Annotated in this window: 20 protein-coding genes; 4 read left to right on the top strand and 16 right to left on the bottom strand. The window is 27.2% G+C overall.

Features of this window, described 5'->3' with window-relative positions; translation table 11 throughout:
* Positions 1-10 precede the first annotated feature (10 nt).
* The 8 genes from hutH to NWE74_RS14905 all read right to left on the bottom strand — a co-directional run bounded on the left by hutH (position 11) and on the right by NWE74_RS14905 (position 5,296).
* Positions 11-1,579, bottom strand: a complete 1,569-nt coding sequence (gene hutH, locus NWE74_RS14940) for a histidine ammonia-lyase (protein ID WP_258243773.1) — start codon at positions 1,577-1,579, stop codon at positions 11-13.
* A 248-nt stretch (positions 1,580-1,827) separates the two neighbouring features.
* Positions 1,828-2,841, bottom strand: coding sequence for a LacI family DNA-binding transcriptional regulator (locus NWE74_RS14935; RefSeq protein ID WP_258243772.1), 1,014 nt, complete (start codon positions 2,839-2,841; stop codon positions 1,828-1,830).
* A gap of 262 nt (positions 2,842-3,103) precedes the next feature.
* Positions 3,104-3,301, bottom strand: coding sequence for a hypothetical protein (locus NWE74_RS14930; protein ID WP_258243771.1), 198 nt, complete (start codon positions 3,299-3,301; stop codon positions 3,104-3,106).
* Between the two features lie 125 nt (positions 3,302-3,426).
* Positions 3,427-3,606: a hypothetical protein gene (locus NWE74_RS14925; RefSeq protein WP_258243770.1), complete on the bottom strand. Its 180-nt coding sequence runs from the start codon at positions 3,604-3,606 to the stop codon at positions 3,427-3,429.
* A 228-nt stretch (positions 3,607-3,834) separates the two neighbouring features.
* Positions 3,835-4,035 (bottom strand): hypothetical protein, encoded by a 201-nt coding sequence (locus NWE74_RS14920; RefSeq protein ID WP_258244475.1) that lies wholly within the window; start codon positions 4,033-4,035, stop codon positions 3,835-3,837.
* Between the two features lie 202 nt (positions 4,036-4,237).
* Positions 4,238-4,441 (bottom strand): hypothetical protein, encoded by a 204-nt coding sequence (locus tag NWE74_RS14915; RefSeq protein ID WP_092725317.1) that lies wholly within the window; start codon positions 4,439-4,441, stop codon positions 4,238-4,240.
* A gap of 179 nt (positions 4,442-4,620) precedes the next feature.
* Positions 4,621-4,824 carry a hypothetical protein gene (locus NWE74_RS14910; protein ID WP_258243769.1) on the bottom strand — a complete coding sequence of 68 codons (204 nt, stop codon included), beginning with the start codon at positions 4,822-4,824 and terminating at the stop codon, positions 4,621-4,623.
* Positions 4,825-4,903: 79 nt separating this feature from the next.
* Complete coding sequence (locus NWE74_RS14905; protein WP_258243768.1) at positions 4,904-5,296, bottom strand: hypothetical protein; 393 nt, start codon at positions 5,294-5,296, stop codon at positions 4,904-4,906.
* 150 nt (positions 5,297-5,446) lie between these two features.
* Between NWE74_RS14905 and acpP the strand changes: the two genes are divergently transcribed.
* Complete coding sequence (acpP, locus tag NWE74_RS14900; protein ID WP_092725312.1) at positions 5,447-5,674, top strand: acyl carrier protein; 228 nt, start codon at positions 5,447-5,449, stop codon at positions 5,672-5,674.
* Positions 5,675-5,722: 48 nt separating this feature from the next.
* Here the strand turns inward: acpP and NWE74_RS14895 are convergent, their stop codons facing one another.
* From NWE74_RS14895 to NWE74_RS14885, 3 genes are all read right to left on the bottom strand, one after another.
* Positions 5,723-5,959, bottom strand: a complete 237-nt coding sequence (locus NWE74_RS14895; RefSeq protein ID WP_258243767.1) for a hypothetical protein — start codon at positions 5,957-5,959, stop codon at positions 5,723-5,725.
* Positions 5,960-6,089: 130 nt separating this feature from the next.
* Positions 6,090-7,094 carry a nucleoid-associated protein gene (locus tag NWE74_RS14890; protein ID WP_258243766.1) on the bottom strand — a complete coding sequence of 335 codons (1,005 nt, stop codon included), beginning with the start codon at positions 7,092-7,094 and terminating at the stop codon, positions 6,090-6,092.
* 19 nt (positions 7,095-7,113) lie between these two features.
* Positions 7,114-8,016, bottom strand: a complete 903-nt coding sequence (locus NWE74_RS14885; protein WP_258243765.1) for an RluA family pseudouridine synthase — start codon at positions 8,014-8,016, stop codon at positions 7,114-7,116.
* A 215-nt stretch (positions 8,017-8,231) separates the two neighbouring features.
* Between NWE74_RS14885 and NWE74_RS14880 the strand changes: the two genes are divergently transcribed.
* Both NWE74_RS14880 and yfcE read left to right on the top strand, forming a co-directional pair.
* Entirely contained in the window at positions 8,232-9,032 is an 801-nt protein-coding gene (locus tag NWE74_RS14880; RefSeq protein ID WP_258243764.1) for an NAD(+)/NADH kinase, read from the top strand.
* A gap of 25 nt (positions 9,033-9,057) precedes the next feature.
* Complete coding sequence (gene yfcE / locus NWE74_RS14875) at positions 9,058-9,624, top strand: phosphodiesterase (RefSeq protein ID WP_258243763.1); 567 nt, start codon at positions 9,058-9,060, stop codon at positions 9,622-9,624.
* Between the two features lie 61 nt (positions 9,625-9,685).
* Here the strand turns inward: yfcE and pepT are convergent, their stop codons facing one another.
* The 3 genes from pepT to NWE74_RS14860 form a co-directional block, all read right to left on the bottom strand.
* On the bottom strand, positions 9,686-10,909 hold the full coding sequence (gene pepT, locus NWE74_RS14870; protein ID WP_258243762.1) for a peptidase T: 1,224 nt from the start codon (positions 10,907-10,909) through the stop codon (positions 9,686-9,688).
* Between the two features lie 86 nt (positions 10,910-10,995).
* Positions 10,996-12,048: a sporulation integral membrane protein YtvI gene (gene ytvI, locus NWE74_RS14865; protein ID WP_258243761.1), complete on the bottom strand. Its 1,053-nt coding sequence runs from the start codon at positions 12,046-12,048 to the stop codon at positions 10,996-10,998.
* Between the two features lie 88 nt (positions 12,049-12,136).
* On the bottom strand, positions 12,137-13,387 hold the full coding sequence (locus NWE74_RS14860; RefSeq protein ID WP_258243760.1) for an HlyC/CorC family transporter: 1,251 nt from the start codon (positions 13,385-13,387) through the stop codon (positions 12,137-12,139).
* Positions 13,388-13,646: 259 nt separating this feature from the next.
* Here NWE74_RS14860 and NWE74_RS14855 point away from each other — a divergent pair, with 259 nt between their 5' ends.
* On the top strand, positions 13,647-14,321 hold the full coding sequence (locus NWE74_RS14855; RefSeq protein ID WP_258243759.1) for an NAD(P)/FAD-dependent oxidoreductase: 675 nt from the start codon (positions 13,647-13,649) through the stop codon (positions 14,319-14,321).
* 668 nt (positions 14,322-14,989) lie between these two features.
* Here the strand turns inward: NWE74_RS14855 and NWE74_RS14850 are convergent.
* Together NWE74_RS14850 and NWE74_RS14845 are read right to left on the bottom strand one after the other, a co-directional pair.
* A complete protein-coding gene (locus NWE74_RS14850) occupies positions 14,990-18,517 on the bottom strand; it encodes an AAA family ATPase (protein ID WP_258243758.1) in 3,528 nt (1,175 codons plus the stop codon).
* Entirely contained in the window at positions 18,504-19,718 is a 1,215-nt protein-coding gene (locus NWE74_RS14845; protein ID WP_258243757.1) for a metallophosphoesterase family protein, read from the bottom strand. Before NWE74_RS14845 ends, NWE74_RS14850 begins: the two co-directional genes overlap by 14 nt.
* Positions 19,719-19,834: the final 116 nt, after the last annotated feature.

Genomic DNA, 19,834 nt, shown 5'->3' with positions numbered 1-19,834 from the left:
CTATGCTATATTATATTGTGCTTTCAGCTAAAGCTTCTTCATCTACCAATAAATTACTACCTAAAGCCTTTTCAACTGCATTAACTAATAAATTTTGTTTTATTATATCTTCAGATATATTTATATCTTTATACATTACTCTATCTTTATCAACAAAAGGAGTATGCTCTCTTACAACTTTATAAGCAGCTTCAGTTCCTACTCCTAAAGCTTTCTTACCTCTTAAATCTATCGCTTGTACTGCACCTAAAATTTCCATTGATAAAACTTTACGAGCATTTTCCATTATTTCTCTTGCTTTTCTTGCTGCTATCGTACCCATTGATACATGATCTTCCTGATTTGCTGATGATGGTATTGAATCTACACTTGCTGGATGTGCTAAAACTTTATTTTCTGATACTAATGATGCTGCGCTATACTGAACTATCATAAATCCTGAGTTTAATCCACCTTTATTTACTAGAAATGCTGGTAGTCCATGACTTAATGCTGGGTTAACTAGTTTTTCTAGTCTTCTTTCTGATATATTTGCTATTTCTGATAAAGCAATTCCTAAAAAGTCAAAACTTAATGCCATTGGTTGTCCATGGAAATTACCTCCAGATATTACTTGCTCTACGTCTGGGAATATTATTGGATTATCTGTTACTGAATTTATTTCTATATTTATTTTATTTTTTACATATTCTATAGCATCCTTACTAGCTCCATGAATTTGTGGAGAGCATCTTAAAGAATATGCATCTTGTACTCTCATATCCCCTTGCTTAGTTACCATTTCACTACCGCTTAATATATCTAATATGTTTTTGGCTGTATTTATCTGTCCTTTATGCGGTCTTACACTATGAACTTTTTCATCCATAGCACATGTTATACCATTTAAAGCTTCCATAGTAAGACCAAATGCTATATCTGCTGTTTTTAATAAGTTTATTGAATCATGAACAGTTAATAAACCAACTGCAGTCATTACTTGTGTTCCATTTATAAGTGCTAATCCCTCTTTTGATGATAAGTATTCTAACACATTTATACCAGCTCTTTGCATAGCATCTTTAGAGCTTAATCTTTCACCATTATAAGTAGCTTCTCCTTCTCCTATCATAGTTAAAACCATATGTGATAGTGGAGCTAAATCTCCTGATGCTCCTAGAGATCCCTTTTCTGGAATAATAGGATGTACTCCTTTATTTATCATTTCAACTAATGTTTGTAATGTCTCTATTCTAATCCCTGAATGTCCTTTGGAAAGAGCATTTACTCTAAGTAACATTATTGCTCTTACTATATCTTCATCTAATGGTTCCCCTACTCCACAAGCATGACTTATAATTAAATTTCTCTGTAATTGTTTAGCATCATCTTTTGATATTGCTATATCGGAAAATTTTCCAAAACCTGTAGTTATTCCATAAGATATCTTTTCATTATCTACTAAATTATCTACTAAATCTCTAGCTACCTTAACCTTGCTTAATGCCTGTTTTGTTAGTTCTACTTGGTGCCCATTTCTAGATACATTAACCACATCTTCTATAGTTAAACTATTTCCATCAATTAATACTTTTTTCATAAATTATCCCCCTTACTTTTATCTATTTAATTGTATAAAACAAATAAATCTAACCATGACATACTACAACTTCACCTACTATATTTCTATTATCTGTCCTAATAATCCTCCTCGTACTGTATTAAATTTTTTGTATTATTTTTAATATATGTTTAATAACTTTTAACGAGTTAAGTACTTAATATAAAGTAAAAAAGTAGCATATTATCTATATAGATAATATGCTACTTATATATTAAAAATTATATTTATTTTTTACTTATAACACTTTCTCTTTCTACTATTCTATATGGTAGTTCTATTTTTTTGCTTTCTAATGGCTCTTTATTTATCATCTTTATTACCATTCTCATAGCTACAGCACCCATATCATATAATGGTTGATATACAGTAGTTAATTTAGGTCTATACATTTTAGCTATTTTTACATCATTGAAACCTGCAACAGATATATCTTCAGGTACTTTATATCCTGCATCACATATAGCATTTATAGCTCCTATAGCCGCTTCGTCTCCAGTTACAAATGCTGCATCTGGTATTATACCTTCATCTAATAATTCTTTCATACTTTCATATCCAGCTTCGTAAGTAGTATCTCCATACTTTATAAGATTTTTATCTAAAGCTATGTTGCTTTCTGTTAAAGCTTCTTCATATCCTGATAATCTTTCCATTTCAAGAACAGTATCGTCTTTACTAGTCATTACAAATGCTATTTTTTCATGACCTTTGTCAACTAAATATTTAGTCATATCATGAGTAGCTTCTTTGTTACTAGTACTTACAGTATGAATGTCGTAATCTCTTGCAGTCTTACTTATATATGTAGCTGGTATTCCACAGTTTTGTATGTAATTTATATGATCTTCTTCTACTTTCCAACATATCATTACTATACCTTCTACTTGCTTTGCTCTTAAAAGGTTTATACTTTTTAATTCTTGTTCTTTATCTGAGTAAGTATTTGCTAAAAGTATATCGTAATCATACATTTTAGCTATTTCCTCAACTCCATTTAATATTTCATTTACAAATGAATCCGATACTTCAGGAACTATTACACCGATTAATTGGCTTTTCTTAGTAACTAAACTTCTAGCTAATGGATTTGGAATATATCCAGTTTCCTTTATAACGTCTAAAACTTTTTGCTTTACTTCGTCCGTCACTGGTTTTGAATCGTTTATAACTCTTGACACCGTAGATATAGATACTCCTGCGCGTTTGGCTACATCTTTGATAGTTATAGTGCTCTTCATGTCAAAGCCCTCCTCATATTGATTTTAATTAATTTATTTTAATTCATCGTCTCTATTATTAAATTATAATTTTATCATATATTTGAGATTATATAAATAGATTATTCAATATTATGTAAATGTTTCTTATTTTAAGTATGTATTTTATTTGTTATTTTTATTCAATTAGTAAATATATTCTTACTTTTAATATATTATTTTTTTTATAAAAATATAAAAGCATCAGTTATGCAACCGATGCTTTTAATCATGGATTAATTTATTAGCAACCGCATCCTCCATCACCAAATAATCCACCACAAGAACAAGTTATTAATAATAATATTAAGAAAGGTATCCATGCCATTATATCTATGTCTACCCAACTTTCTCCAAATGCTAAGAATAAGAAGAATAATACTATTATCCACCAAGCTCCTCCACCAAAGAATCCTTCTTCACCGAAAAATCTACTTAACATATTTAAGTCCTCCCTTTAAATAAAAGATATTCATTGATATACTAAACTGTATATCATATTAATTGGCTAGTATTGCTCAATCTAGCTTTTTACATAGTATATACTATGAACTTTTTTAAATTTTGTTACTCCATACATGCTCCACAACTACAAAGTATTAATAATACTATTAAGAAAGGTATCCATGCCATTATATCTATGTCTACCCAACTTTCTCCAAATGCTAGGAATAAGAAGAATAATATTATTATCCACCAAGCTCCTCCACCAAAACATCCACATTCACCAAATAATCTGTCTAACATATTGCTACCTCCTGTTGATATTTAATTTATTGAGCTTTCGCTCTTAACATATAATATGCATCTCACTCAAATTGTGATAGTAATTTTATATTAATTTTTTTATGGTTATGATAAACTGCGCTATATATTAGTATTTTCAATTATTCAAGGACTGAAAAAATATTTAACTAAGCAAAAAAACAAAAAGGGTGTAATTTACACCCTTTTTGCTTGATAATTTTCAATTAATTAACATCCGCAGTCAAAGTTATTATCTAAACATCCACAATCCCCATCATCGAATCCACTACATGAACATACTATTAATAATAATATTAAGAATGGAATCCAATCTGTTATGCATATTTCACTCCAACATTCTTGGAAGGCAAGGAATAAGAAGAATAGTACTATTATCCACCATCCACCTCCACCAAAACAATCAAACATTCTAGTTAATTTGCTACTCACACAAATCCCCTCCTAAAATATAAATATGCTATTGTGTACGAACTAAGCTGTCATATAGGACCTTTGCCCTCTCCTTAATATAGTATGTAGTTTTTCAAAAAGTGTTATTGTTTTTTTAATTTTTTTATTTTAAATTATATATTCAATAAAAAGGGGCTATTTGCAAGCCCCCTCTTTATTTTTAGCAACAACATCCATCAAAATCAAAGCTAGTTAAAAGTAAAATAATTAATACTATCCATATCAATGCCATATCATCACAGAATATCCATTCTAAAAGGTCATCACCTAATAAAAGTATTGCACCTAATATTACAAGTATTATCATTCCACCTCCACCAAATCCACATCCAAATAAACGAGATAAAGTTTGGTTATCTGACATTTTTATGCCCCCTTTTTAGTTTATAGGTATATCCTGTTAATACCTATTTACTAAATATTATGTAATAATGTGTAAAATTGTTACATTTTATTGACTATTAATAAAATAAACTTCACAAAATTAAAACAACCCCAAAAAACAAAAAAAGAAATCTAAAAGATTTCTTTAAAATGATTATATTAACAACAACTATCATCAAAGTTAAATAATAAAAGTATCACTAATATAATCCATATCCATGCACTATCATTTTCTAAAAAGCTGTCTAATATATCTGTACATAATACTAAAAATACTAATACTATTATTATTAGCATTCCATTACTAAAAAGGCCATTATTACCACCAAAAAAACGGGATAATGTATCTTCTAATTTTGCCATGACATTCCCCCCCTAAGTTTAAAATGCCTTTTATTATTTATATATGTTTTAAACTTAATAAGTTGCTAAATAAATATAGCTACTTACTTATTATCAATTTATCTATTTCCTTATCACATAATTCATTGTATTTGTTTACATCATTTAATTGGATTTTTTTTATATTTTCATCTGATATCGTGTTTATTAAGCTATCGATAGATTTAAGTTTGTATTCTTTATAGTCTTTTATTAAAAAAGTTGTTTTTGTGTTATTAATTCCCTTCTTTAGTGTCAATAATCTTGATATGTATTCGTCTTTATTTTTTATAACTGTATCTTCTTTTTTAACTACGTCTTCTAATATAATATTACTTTCAACTACATACTCTTTCATCTTTTGCATATCTAGTGTTACTGAATTGTAGTAAAAGTTTGCTAATATTATTAAAAATGCTCCTATAGATGATACTAGTAAACCTACATATTTCATAACAATTCCTCCTATGTATAAAAACTTATATAGTAATTTATATTCATAGGAAAAAACTTTATTACTTTTTATTAATTCTATATTGAAAAATTTTCAATATTATATTAAACTACAATTAAATTTATAAAACCGTTTTAGGAGGGTGCAATAATGTTTGAAAAAATAAAATCAATCATCGCTGATCAATTAAGTATAGATGATGAAAGCAAAATAACTATGAACACATCTTTAATAGATGATTTAGAAGCAGATTCATTAGATGCTGTTGAGGTTATAATGGCTCTTGAAGATGAATTCGGTATAGAGATACCTGATGAAGAGGCTGAGCACTTCAAGACTATTGGTGATATTTATAAATTTATAGAAGAAAATAAATAAATGTACACATAAAAACCGAGCTATATAAGCTCGGTTTTAAATTTTTGATTAACAACAAAAATCATCATCGTCACAGCAACAACAGTCATTATTATTATTAAACATGAATAATAAGAACACAATTAAAATAATCCATACTAATGAGTTATTTTGTTCAAAGAAACACTCTAATCCACCATTATTTCCAATCATTAGCAACACTACTGCTCCTATTATTATGAATAACAATATTGGATTATCATCTATGCAATCAAATCCTCTAAAAAGCCCCTTTAATTGTTCCACACGCTCCCCCTCCTATTTTATGTAGCACAAATTTAAAATTCTTCTTATTTACTTATATGATTGTATTTTAGCTATGGTGCCTGTCTACTTATAAAAAAATACAAGAGCATCATACTCTTGTATTAAAAATTTATTTTTCTTCATAAAATTTTACATTTTTAATTGTTATATCTATAGAACCATCAGGATTTTGTTTTACACTATACTTCATTGGATCTTCAAAGTCTTCTAAATTTCCTTTTAAATCAAATCCATTATCAGTCTTTATACTTCTCTTTTTTAATTTTTTCTCTACCCAAGTTTTATCTATACTAAAGCCTTCTTCAAGACCTTTATCTTCCATATGTTCTTTGAAGCTTTCTTTTAAATCATCTTCTTTTATAGTATTTTCTACGAATTCATGTATGTCTATTGCTTCTTTTTCTTTTAATGTATAATTTAATAAACTTCTTACATCTTCAGCTTGCTTAATATTATCACTTAGTGCATTAGTTATCCATGTTTCGGCCGAATTTTTAAATACTTTTGTTTTGTATTTATCATCATCAATTCTCTCTGCATTTAAAAACTCTTTTATAAATTTTGATTCTAGTTCTTCTTTTTCAGCATCTTTGTCTAAAAGCCTTAAGTGATATTCATCATTTATTCCACTTATTCCAACTATAGCACATTGTTTTTGTCTACCAGTTTCAGGTATTCCTATTTCATTTGCAACCATTTGTATATTAAATTTATCATCTACAAACTCGATTGAATGAGTATACAATTTTTTATAATCTAGCTTTAATATAGCTACATATTTTTCATCTTTTACAGTATACAGACAAATAGCTAAGTCACCAGAGTCTATTTCAGCATTAATTTTCATTATATCAAATAAATATGACGCGATTTCCTTAGAATTTTCTAAAAAAGTACTTTCATCATATATCATTTGTTCACAACAATTTTTTACTGTATTATTATTATAATCTTTAAAGAACCCTTTTCTTAAATCATCATCTTTAGTAACTCTTTTTATTACCTTTTGAAAAAATTTATCTACTTCTGGGTTTATTTTTCCTTCATAATCATTCAATATTGGAACATCACTATTTTTGTCTAGTACATGTATTATAAACTTATGTATTATCATAATCTCACCTCTAATTTAATTATTTTAATCTTTCTATTAATATTTTTATATCATCTGGTAACTGTGCTTCAAATTTTAATTTTTCTTTAGTTCTAGGTTGATTGAACTCTAAACTATATGCATGAAGAGCCTGTCTGTTTATAAGATTTTCATCAACATGACCATATAGTTCATCACCTATTATTCCATGACCTATATGATTCATATGAACACGTATCTGATGAGTTCTTCCAGTTTCAAGTTTTATTTCTAATAATGTAGCATCATTTAACCTTTCTAGTACTTTATAATGTGTAACTGAGGCTTGTCCCCTCTTATCCACTACTCTTTTTATACTATCTTCTGTCGGTCTATATATAGGTTCATCTATCGTTCCATAGTCATCCTTTACGATCCCTTTTACTACAGTTATATATTTTTTTTCAACTTTATCTTCTCTCATATCAACTGATAACGTATGATGAGCATATGCATTTTTAGCAATTATAACAAGACCAGATGTATTCATATCCAATCTATTTACAAATCTAACTTTTACTTTTTCATCTTTCTTTATTATATAATCAGTTACTCCATTTGCTATAGTTTTATCACTATGGCTTTTAGTTGGATGAACAACCATAAATGGTGGTTTATCTACCATTATTAAATCAAAATCATCATATAATATTTTTAAATTTAAATCTTGAGGTTCAAAACCAGCCATATCCTCTTCTATTTTTACTTCTATTAAATCGCCTTTTTTTATTTTTGTGCTAGGCTTTTTAAATTCACCATTAACCGATATAGTTTGATCTCTTTTCATTTTAGACAATGATCTGACAGAGAAATTTAACCTATCTAATAAAATTTCCTTTAGAGTTGATTCTTCATCACTTATATATGATATAAGATTATATCTTTGACTTTCTTTTTTAAACAAGTCTGCACCTACCTTCTTTCTTTTGCAATAATAACATTATCTATTTTACACTATTATTTAAAAATAGATAATAGTTTTTATATGTTTATATTTTTTATAATTTATTATTTCAAGTTTTGATTATATCTATATATTTATTCTAAAAACTACGTTTCAATTACATATTAATATTCTCAAAAATTATGCTATAATACAAAGTATAAAGGGGTGGAAAAATGAGAAGAATTATAACTATAAATTCAAACCAAGTAGTTAAGTCTCTTGAGACTAGAGAACTACTAACAAAAAAATTGAAGTCTGTGGGATTTGAAGTAAGATATGATTTCCATCCAGATACGGAATTAATTATATCAATAGGTGGCGATGGTTCTTTCTTAAAGACTATTCACGATTTTGATTTTCCTGACGTACCTGTTGTTGGAATTAATACAGGTCATCTTGGTTTTTTCCCAGATATTTCTCCCAATAATATAGATATATTTATAGATGCTTATTTAAATGGAGATTTTATTGTGCAAAATATACCTCTTCTTGGAGCAAGTATTTGTACAGATAAGCATTGCTTTGATGTGTTTGCAATAAATGAAGTTGTTGTAAAAGGCGATAGATCTAGAACTATACATATAAATTTAAAAGTAAATGATAAACATGTAGAAAAGTTTAGCGGGGATGGTATGATTATCTCTACACCTACAGGTTCTACAGCTTATAATTATGCTGCAGGGGGCAGTATTGTTGATTCAAGCTTAAGTCTTATGCAACTTACTCCATTATATCCTATAAATACAAATGCTTATAGAAGTTTTACTTCAAGTATAATCTTTTCTAGAGATTCAGTAATAAATATTGAACCTGAGTATAGATTTGAAAATTCTATACTTGCAGTTGTTGACGGTGTCGAACATCGATATAATCAAATATCTGATATTAGGATTTATACCTCTGATATCTATATTAAACTACTTAGGATGTCTAATTATGAGTTTTGGAGTAGAGTTTCAGAGAAATTTTTATAATATATATGACACAGGAGGAATTACTATGAAAATAGGCGTAATGAGTGATACTCATGGAAGTTTATTATATTTTGAAAAGGCACTAAATATATTAGAAGAATGTGATGTTATATTACATTGTGGTGATGTACTATATCACGGACCTAGAAATGATATTCCTGAAGGTTACAATCCTAAAGGTTTAATATCTAAAATCAATGAAATAAATAACATCATTATAGCTAGGGGCAACTGTGATGCTGATGTAGATCAAATGGTTATAAATCATCCTATCCAAAGTCCTTATGTTATGAGCCAATTTGGTGAAGTTAGAATTATTATGAATCATGGCTACATTGATTCTAAAGAAGATACTATAAAAAAAGCTAAAAATATGGGAGCTGATATACTTATATTAGGACATACACATATTAAAGAGCTATATTGCGATGAAAATTTAATTATTTTAAATCCAGGAAGTACTTCTATCCCAAAAGATGGAACTCATTCTGTTGCAATAATAGATATAATTCAAACTGAAGATGAGCTTGATATGAATTTAGATTTATTTGATATAAATACTGGTCAGATAATACATATTAATGAAGATTAATTTTATGAAAATAATAAAAAGAGTGTTTATTTTATAAACACTCTTTTTATTTAAATTTCAACTATCTTTCAGCGTATTTTTGAGCTATTTTAACTATAAGCTCTGCACATTTTTCCATAGATCTAACAGGTATACATTCGTTCTTACTATGGAAATTTAATCCACCTGTAAATATATTTGGACAAGGTAGACCCATAAATGATAATCTAGCTCCATCTGTCCCTCCCCTTATAGGTAGTACTAAAGGATTTATTCCTACTTCATTCATAGCGTCTTGTGCTATATCTACAATAAATTTAACAGGTTCTACTTTTTCTTTCATATTGAAGTATTGATCATTTAAATCTAATGTTATTCTTCCATCATATTTTTCATTTAATTTATTTATAGTTTCTTGCATATAAGCTTTTCTTGATTCAAATTTTTCATTATCATGATCTCTTATTATATAAACCATAGAAGCTTTTTCAACGTTACCATTTATATCATTTAAATGATAGAACCCTTCATAACCTTCTGTATTTTCAGGTCTTTCATTAGCTGGGAATTTTTCACTTATTTCTGCTACTATATGTAATGCATTTATCATTTTATTTTTAGAAGCACCTGGATGAACATTTCTTCCTTGTATAGTTATTGTAGCTCCAGCAGCATTGAAGTTTTCATATTGAAGTTCTCCCTCTATACCGCCGTCTATAGTATATGCATATTTAGCTCCAAATTTTTCTACATCAAATAAGTCTGCTCCTCTTCCGATTTCTTCATCTGGAGTAAATCCTATTTTTATATCTCCATGTTTAATTTCTGGATTGCTTATTAAATATTCTATCGCAGTAACGATTTCCGCAATACCAGCTTTATCATCTGCACCTAGTAACGTTGTTCCATCTGTAACTATTAAATCTTCACCTACAAAGCTAGCAATTTCTGGATAATCAGATATTTTAGTTACTATATTTAGTTCTTCATTTAAAATTATATCTTTACCATCGTAATTTTTAACTATTCTAGGATTAACATCTTTTCCTGTAACATCTGGAGCTGTATCTAAATGAGATATAAATCCGATTGTATCTACTCCATCTGTATTTCCTTTTAAAGTCGCCATTACGTAACTATTTTCATCTACATTTACATCCGTTAATCCTAATCCTTTTAACTCTTCTACTAAATAGTTTGCAAATACTCTTTGTCCTTCACTTGATGGACAATTTGAATTTTTAGGGTCTGCAGTTGTATCAAATGCGACATATTTTAAGAATCTTTCTACTACTTTTTGTTTCATTTTATTATTTTCCTTTCTTGTTTTGTTTTATATTAATTTGTTATGATATGTTTATTTATATGATTCCATTATATTACAAATTTTAGTTAAAGTATATCTACCTTTTTTAATATTTGGTGCATCATAACCAATCCTAAAAAGAAAATTATTCCTATTATTCCTTTAACTTGAACTCCAATAAATATTGCAGCTAAGGTTGCCAATGGACTCAATCCTATATTTATTGACACTAATTTAGGTTCTAGTATTTGTCTTAAAAGCGACAATGCAATAAAAATTATACTTATAGTTATTACTAAAAAATAGTTTTCTATTATCCAATAATAAATTATAGCAGGAACATAAATAACTGTTATCCCTAAAAATGGTATTAAATCTAGTATTGCAGCTATAAATCCTAATATAGATGCATATGGAATTTTTAGTATAGCAAAACTTATCCATGTAATTAAAAAAGTTATTCCCATTAAGATAGTATATGCTCTTATATATCCTACAATCGATGATAATATTTCCTTTTTTATATTTTTTACTTTTATCTTAGTACTTTCTGCAAACATGTTATAAAAAGATTTTTCTATTATATCTATATCTTTAGCTATAAAATATGTAGCTATAAAAAGTGTTATAGTAAATATAGCAATATAAGGTATAGAACTTGCTAAGCCAATTATACTCGATAATAAGTTTTTAGTTATGTTAATTAAACTTCCACTATATTTAGTTATTAAAGATTCTATATTTATGTTTGAAACATCTTGTATATATTCCTTATAAGAACTAGCTTTACTCGCTAAATCTATAGCAATTTGATTTAGATAGTCCGAGTGTTGGCTGATATTATTCAAAAAATTTACAAGATGCTTTGTCCCTGATACTATAAATACGCTTGCTAGTCCTATAACTATTGCTACACCTAGAAAACTTAAAATTAAAGTTGATATACCTGTATTTATTTTAAATTTCTTTTTTAATTTTTGTGAAATAGGGCTAATTATGAATGCTATCATTCCTCCTATCAAAAAAGGTGCTATATATGGAAATGTTTCATACATCAAAATAAATGTTATAGTATATATAATTACAAAAATAATATTAGATTTTAATTGATGTAAAAATTTCCTATCTAATACTGCCATATTATCCCCCCCTTAAAGGTTATATTCATTTTATAATTATTACCATTTAATATAAAAAATAAAACACTGCTTTAAACAGTGTTTTAATCTAAGTGAAAATTCTTATTTTCTTTATTCTATTTTTATCTAAACTCTCTATACAAAACTTTATGTTGTCAACTTCTAAAACTTCTTCTTCTTCTGGAAACCTTCTCAAGTGGCCTATTATAAACCCACCTATAGAGTCAAATTCCTCTGATTCTAACTTAACACCTATTAGTTCATTTACATCAGAAATTTTTGTACTACCTTCAACTATATATTCATCTTCTTTTATTACAATTATTTCTTCTTCCTCTTCATCAAATTCATCTTCTATATCACCAACTATTACTTCTATTAAATCCTCGATAGTTATAAGCCCAGCTGTTCCACCATATTCATCTACAACTATGGCCATTTGAACTTTATTTATTTTCATCTCTTCTAAAAGCTGTGTGATTTTTTTAAATTCATAAGTGAAAAATGGCTCTCTTATATATTTGTTTATGTCAAAATTAGCTATCTCTTCGTCATTTAAAAATATTACATCTTTTATATTAAGAATACCTATAATATCATCTACAGAATCATTATAAACTGGCATTCTGCTTAATTTCTCATTCTTAAATAATTCTATAATCTCATCATAATTATCTTCTGAGTTTATAGCTATCATATCAAGCCTTTGCACCATCGCTTCTTTAGCTTGCATATCACCAAATTGAAATACATTATTTATTATTTCTCTTTCTTCTACTTGAAGTACACCTTCTTCATGACTAACATTAACCATAGTTTTTAATTCTTCCTCTGTTATATATGGTTGTGAGCTTTTTGTTTGTATTCCAAATATCTTAAATATAAATTTTGTAATTATATCAAATACCCATACTACAGGTGTCAATATAAATATAATAAATTTAATTGGTTTTGATACTAAAAGAGCTACCTTTTCAGAACTATTTGCAGCAATTGTCTTTGGTGTAATTTCTCCAAATATCAATACTAGTATAGTCATAAATGCTGTCGCAACAGGAACCCCTCTTGAACCTAATAATGTTATAAATAAAGATGTTGATATAGATGTTGCAGCTATATTAACTACATTGTTTCCAACTAATATAGAACTTAGTAACTTATTAGGGCTTTCTATTAATTTACTTACTAATTTAGCACCTTTTATTCCTTCATCTTTCATATGTCTTATCCTAATTTTACTTAGCGACATTAATGCTGTTTCAGATGCCGAAAAGAATCCTGATCCTATTAAGAGGATTATTAAAATTACGATTTGAATCAAAATACTGGCCGATTCCAACCTTTACCACACTCCTAAATTTTATGATTTTTATGTTAATATATTATATCATATTTAAATATTATTGGGAAATAATTCAATTAACTAATAGACTTTATTTTTTATTAGTATCTCTAATGTTCTAATAAATATTTACTCATTTATATGTTATAAATAGTTAATTTATAATTTATATGTACTTTTATTTTGTATTATTATTTAATTTATAAATTTTAAATATCTCCATATAATAATACAAAATATATATGGAGGTATTTTTATGAATGATTTATTAGATAAAGGTGCTGTTCTTCAAAGAGATAAAGAAACTTATGCTATAGCACCTCACATTCCTGCTGGTCTTATAAGCTCTGATCAGCTTAGAAAATTAGCTGACGTAGCTGATAGATATAAAGTTTCTGCTATAAAGATTACTGCAGCTCAACGTATTGCTTTAGTTGGATTGAAAGAAGAAGATATAGATAGCGCTTGGGATGATTTAGGCATGTCCCCTGGTGCCGCTATAGGTCTATGCGTTAGAAGTATAAAAACTTGTCCAGGCACAACTTTTTGTAAAAGAGGATTTAGAGATTCAGTTTCTCTTGGATTAAAATTAGATGATAGATATCATGGCATGAATTTACCTAATAAATTGAAAATAGGTGTAAGTGGATGTGCTAATAGCTGTTCTGATAATCATACTAGAGATATCGGTCTTATGGGTATGCCTAAAGGCTGGGCTGTTTTTGTTGGTGGAAAAGGTGGTACAAAACCTAGATTAGGAGACAGACTTGTAATAAATATCCCTGATGATAAAGTATTAGACTTAGTTGATGATATAGTTAAACTTTATGCAAGCAATGCAGATGGTAAAGAGCGTTTAGGTTCTTACATAGATAGAATAGGATTTGAAGAATTCAAGTCTATGATAGACTTAGATAAATATACTAAATAATATTTTAAGTTTTTTTAATATATTGTGTCACTTTTTGTTATTTTTTCATATGTTATATTAAGAGAAACAAAATATAAATAATAGTTTCTCTTAAAGAATAACAAACTCCTGTTAATATTCTAATTAATGATCGGATATAAAAATTTTTCCCCCCAAATATTCTTAAACCACCTATTCTCCCCCCCTGTTTAGGTGGTTTTCTTTTATTTTAACCATTATATTTCATATTTTTATTTTTTTATTATTTTTTCATTTTTTTGTGTCATTTTTCGTCATTAAAACATACCTTATATTAAGAGAAACAAGATATAAATAATAGTTTCTCTTAAAGAATATCAACCCCCCTGTTAATATTCTAATTAATGATCGGATATAAAAAATTCCCCCAAATATTCTTAAGCCACCTATTCTCCCCCCCTGTTTAGGTGGCTCTTTTTTTACAGAAACATCGTCAATGCTGTTGATGAAATAAACAAGGCGAATGTTTTATAAATTATGTTATACATGTGTATACAAAATCAAAAACTGTAAATACTTATATATGAGAGCGGAAATTATATATATCTCCCCCTAATAAGTATATATATGACGTCTACATGTTCCCCCTTGTAGGCGTCACTTTTTTGCAAAAAATAAGTATCTAACTTTTTAAAGTTAGATACTTATTTTTAACTATATTCTATTTTTACTTTAGATCCACTTCCTGCTTCACTTGGTGAAACTACTAATTTAATAGGAACCCTATTTTTTAGTTCTTCAACGTGACTTATTATACCAACACTTAATTTATCACTGTGTAATTTTTCTAGAGATTCCATAACTACTTCTAATAACTCATTATCTAATGATCCAAACCCTTCATCTAAGAAGAAGAATTCTAATGGCGCACTTCCTTTTAGCTGAATCTGAGATGACAATGCTAAAGCAAGAGATAAAGATGTTAGGAATGTTTCACCTCCTGAAAGTGTATCTACACTTCTTCTTTGACCACCATTAAAATTATCTCTCATAACGAAATTTAATGTTGAATCTATTTCTAATGCATATCTACCTTTTGTAATACCTTCCAATCTCTTAGACGCTTCTAATGCAATATACTTTAGTTGATTAGTGGCTACATACTCTACAAATCTATTCCCTTGAACTATTTTATCTAAATCTTCTAATAAATCTACTCTATGTTGTACTACTTTAAGCACCTTATTTAATTCTTTCACTTTCTCTATAGATTCCCTTAAAGTATTAAGTGTATTTTGTTTAGCTCCAATATCTTTAGTAATTGTTCCTACTTCTACTTTTAAGTTATAAATTTTATTTTTAAGCTCTTCAAATACCTCCGGTTTTACTGTCCTTCCACCTAGATATTCTATTAATTCATCTATTTTTAATGTTAATATCTTTTGTTCTTCATCATATTCAGTTATCTCATCATGAAGCCTTCTCTTATGATCTGGCTCTAATAAAGCTCTTTTAACTGCATATATACTTTCAAACTTATAGTCTATTAACAGTTGATTTAATATACTTGATTGACTTTCAAATTGTTCTTTAGCTATTTTTAGCCTTCCATCTACATTTGACTTTTCTGTGCTATATTTATCATATTCTAATCTTTGTTCTTCTAATTTTTTCTTAGTTGATTCTTCTTGTATTATTAACTTATTTATAGATAGCTCTAAACTTTCTAATAAAGATTTAGATGGCTCACCTTTAGTTATTGCTATTATATCATTATATTTTTCATCTCTTACTTTTCTTTTTTCTGTATATATTTCTCTCGCCTTCATTAATTCTAACTCTGTTTTATGTAAGCTGTCTTGATACTTTTTAATTTCATTTTCTATATTATCTTTAGTTTGCGCAACTTCTTGATATTGTTTATTTAAATCTTCAATAGTTTTTTCATTTTTATTTATTTCAATAACCTTTGATCCCAAGTCCTGTATTTTTACAATTGCTTTTAATCCAATATACTCTTCTTTTACTTTTTTTAACTTAACATCAATTACTTCAATTTCTTCTTTTAAGTCTTTTGATAACTTCTTATATGTATTTATATTTTCTTGTAACTTAAGCTCTTCTTTCTCTATTAAATTCTTTTCTTCTTTTAGTTTTTTAAGTTTATTATCTGTATCTTCTTTATCTTGTTGCCATCTTTGAACATTTATTTTAAGTATTTCTAATTTTTTACTTTCTTCATCTAACCTACTTGATAATTCACTAGATTTTAATTCACCAATTTTAGATTTTACTTCTTCCATTTCTTTTAATTTTATTTTTTCTGCTGATACGTATTCACTATTTTTACTATTTAAATCATCTATATTATTTTTTATTGAATGTTCTTCTTGTTTTAATTTTTCTAATTTAGATCTTGTAAATGCTATTTGTTCATCTTGATTTACTTTATCTAAATTGTCGTGATGTCTAGAACCACAAACTGGGCAAGGCATATTTTCCTTTAGTTCTTTTCTAAGCTCTAAAGCTAAATTTAGATAACGTAATTTATCAAGTTCCTTTTCTAAGTCATCTACATGTCTTTTTGTACTATCTAATCTATCATTTAAAGCAATTAATTCTCTTTCTACATGATGTTTTTGCTCCAGTATTTTATTTAAATCTGATTGTAACTCATCTTTCTTAGCTTCATTTTCTTTTATAATATCTATTTTTAATCTTAGGCTTGTTACATATTCAGTTTTTGATACAATATCTTCATTCTCACCAGGTGATTTTTTATTTAAACAATCTTGATGTATCTGATATTCATTTAATTTACTTTCAACTAAATTTTTATCTCTTTGAACATATTTTATTTTTAGATTTACATCATCTAAATTTTTAGATATTTCATCTAGTCTATCTAATTTAGTACTTTTTTCATTAGATATTGTATTATTTTCTTTTTCATATTCGTACGCTAAAAATATTTTTTGCTTTAAATCAGCACTGATTTTTAATTTACTAATTTTACTTTCTAAATCCTTTACTGATTTTGCTATTATTTCTTTTTTAGATTCTAAATCTAATTTTGATTTTTCTAATATATCTTTTTCTTTGTTTAAGCTAGTTCCTTTTTCTTTTATTTCTTTTAATTCCTTGTCTAAACTTATTAATTCTTCTTCTAATTTAAAAGCTCTTTGAAGTTTTGTTTTTTCTTCACTTAGCTTAGGCATATTTTCATTTTTATTTTGATAAGCTTCTTCATATTTATTTTTAGATAATAAAAGTTCTTTACTTAATATTTCTAGTTTTTTCTCTAACATTTCGCTATGTGAATTATCTTCATTAATTTTTTTATCTAGTTTTTGAACTTCAAATATATATGGATTAATTTTTTCAGCATTTATTGCATTCTCTAATTGAGTTGCTTTATCTCTAATTTCTTGATTTTTTAAATCTAATTCTTTTTTTCTTTTTTCATAATTTTCTTTTTGTACTTGTTTTTCATATATTTCACTACTCTCTGTGTACTTTTGTTGAGCTGATTCAAATTCATTATTTTTAATTTTTTCTAGCTCTTTTAATTCTTCTAATTGCTTTTCTATACCATCATAAACTTGTTCATTAACACCATCATATTGACTAAGTTTAGAAGTTATATCTCTTAAACTTTGATTTTGTATATTTTTTCTTTTTCTTACTTTATCTATTAGTCCTCTACCATATTTTTCTAAATTAAATATTCTTTCTAACATATCTCTTCTTTCAGATCCTGTTAACTTTAAGAAATCATTAAACTTACCTTGTGGAAGAACTACTGATCTTGTAAAATCATTTGCCGTTAATCCTACAATTTGTGTTACTTTAGTGTTTACATCTCCAACTTTGTCAGCAAGTACTGTTTCTTCTTCATCATTTTTAATTTCTACAAGTCTTGCATAAGATGTTTTTGTACCTGTGTTAGTTCTAACTATAGTTCTATCTACTTTATATCTTCTTTTAGTATTTTTACTTCCTATTTCAAATTCATATGAAATAATTGCTTTATCGCAGCTACTATTTATAAATTCCTTTGTATTTCTTGATATATTTCCATACATCGCTATTGTTATTGCATCTAATATTGTAGATTTACCACTTCCAGTATTTCCAAATATACCGAATAACCCTCTATCTGTCAATTTTTCAAAATCAACTGTAGCTTTATCTATATAACTATTTAATCCACTTAATTCTAATTTAATTGGTCTCATCTACTATATCACCTTCTTCATTTATTATATGTAAGAATAAATCCATAAGCTCTCCTTTTGGCTCTAACCCTCTGCTAAATGTATAAAATTCTTTAAACATCTCTGCCATAGATTTTTCTTTAATATCTACGTGTTCATATTCATTTTGAGATGTTATTATAGGTTTTATTTCTATAATATCTTTTAATGTATCTTTCATTTTTTTTATATTTGACTGAGATATTACCTCTTCTGTTTTTATTTCAAAATAAGACCAAATATCTCTATCCTTATTTTCTTCACATATCTCTAAAGCCTCTTCTATTCCGTCACATTTAAATACTTCTATCGGCTTATAGTTACTAAAATATATTTCTTCTATTTGTGGTTTTGTTTCAGGATGTATATCAACTATATATGCCCCTTTTGTGTATGCTCTTTCATCTTTACTATATTGTAGAGGTGAACCTGAGTAATATGCATTTAATCTCTGTGATGCCTTCTGTGGCTTATGCAAATGACCTAATGCTATATATTGTGCTTTACTTGGTAAATGCTTTTTCTCAACTAATAAACTTCCCCCTAGTTCTATAGGTCTTTCTGAATCAGTACCTTCTCCACCAGCTACAAATATATGAGATACAGCTAAATTTATAGAATCCTTATCAAAATTATCTTCTAATTTATTAAATATTTCTCCTATTTTTTGAGAATAAGTAACTTGTCTTTCTTTATCTTCATCATTTTGAAGTATAACTTCATTAAGCCTTTTTTCACTTGGATATGGTAATGTTATAACTGAAACTTTTTCATCATCTATTTTTAATTTTACACAACCTTCTTTAGCCTCTATTATTTCAAATCCATTGTACTTGCCTATGTCTGTTTTACTCAAAGGGTTTCCAAGTATAATTATTCCTTGTTCATGTGCTAATGGTGTTACAGCAGATAATCTTTCTGGATTATCATGATTACCACTTATAACTAAAACACACCTTTCACCATTATTAGCTAATTTTGATACAGTTTTATAAAATAATTTTTCAGCTAATGCTGGAGGATTTGATGTATCATATATGTCCCCTGCTATAATTACCATATCAATATTATTTTCGTTTACTATATTTATAAAGTCTTCACAAAACTTTATTTGTTCTTCTATCCTAGAGTGACCCTCTAGACTTTTTCCTAGATGCCAGTCTGATGTATGAATAAATCTCATTTTAACCTCCACGTTTAATCTACCTTATAAATTTATATAAATTATTTGTTTTGTAATAAAGTTAAATAAATCTTGCTTAATACAAATCAAGCAAGATTTATGGTAAATTTATCATA

It is taken from the genome of Romboutsia lituseburensis, assembly GCF_024723825.1.
Lineage (GTDB): Bacteria > Bacillota > Clostridia > Peptostreptococcales > Peptostreptococcaceae > Romboutsia_F > Romboutsia_F lituseburensis_A.
Note: the sequence above shows the minus strand (reverse complement) of the source record. Positions and strands in the feature narration are given on the sequence as shown.

Coding starts and splice junctions, on each gene's coding strand:
- ytvI (WP_258243761.1), bottom strand. CDS start 12,048: ATGGCAGTATTAGATAGGAAATTTTTACATCAATTAAAATCTAATATT.
- NWE74_RS14850 (WP_258243758.1), bottom strand. CDS start 18,517: ATGAGACCAATTAAATTAGAATTAAGTGGATTAAATAGTTATATAGAT.
- NWE74_RS14930 (WP_258243771.1), bottom strand. CDS start 3,301: ATGTTAAGTAGATTTTTCGGTGAAGAAGGATTCTTTGGTGGAGGAGCT.
- NWE74_RS14880 (WP_258243764.1), top strand. CDS start 8,232: ATGAGAAGAATTATAACTATAAATTCAAACCAAGTAGTTAAGTCTCTT.
- acpP (WP_092725312.1), top strand. CDS start 5,447: ATGTTTGAAAAAATAAAATCAATCATCGCTGATCAATTAAGTATAGAT.
- NWE74_RS14915 (WP_092725317.1), bottom strand. CDS start 4,441: ATGTCAGATAACCAAACTTTATCTCGTTTATTTGGATGTGGATTTGGT.
- NWE74_RS14920 (WP_258244475.1), bottom strand. CDS start 4,035: ATGTTTGATTGTTTTGGTGGAGGTGGATGGTGGATAATAGTACTATTC.
- NWE74_RS14855 (WP_258243759.1), top strand. CDS start 13,647: ATGAATGATTTATTAGATAAAGGTGCTGTTCTTCAAAGAGATAAAGAA.
- NWE74_RS14890 (WP_258243766.1), bottom strand. CDS start 7,094: ATGATAATACATAAGTTTATAATACATGTACTAGACAAAAATAGTGAT.
- yfcE (WP_258243763.1), top strand. CDS start 9,058: ATGAAAATAGGCGTAATGAGTGATACTCATGGAAGTTTATTATATTTT.
- NWE74_RS14845 (WP_258243757.1), bottom strand. CDS start 19,718: ATGAGATTTATTCATACATCAGACTGGCATCTAGGAAAAAGTCTAGAG.
- NWE74_RS14910 (WP_258243769.1), bottom strand. CDS start 4,824: ATGGCAAAATTAGAAGATACATTATCCCGTTTTTTTGGTGGTAATAAT.
- NWE74_RS14935 (WP_258243772.1), bottom strand. CDS start 2,841: ATGAAGAGCACTATAACTATCAAAGATGTAGCCAAACGCGCAGGAGTA.
- NWE74_RS14925 (WP_258243770.1), bottom strand. CDS start 3,606: ATGTTAGACAGATTATTTGGTGAATGTGGATGTTTTGGTGGAGGAGCT.
- hutH (WP_258243773.1), bottom strand. CDS start 1,579: ATGAAAAAAGTATTAATTGATGGAAATAGTTTAACTATAGAAGATGTG.
- NWE74_RS14905 (WP_258243768.1), bottom strand. CDS start 5,296: ATGAAATATGTAGGTTTACTAGTATCATCTATAGGAGCATTTTTAATA.
- pepT (WP_258243762.1), bottom strand. CDS start 10,909: ATGAAACAAAAAGTAGTAGAAAGATTCTTAAAATATGTCGCATTTGAT.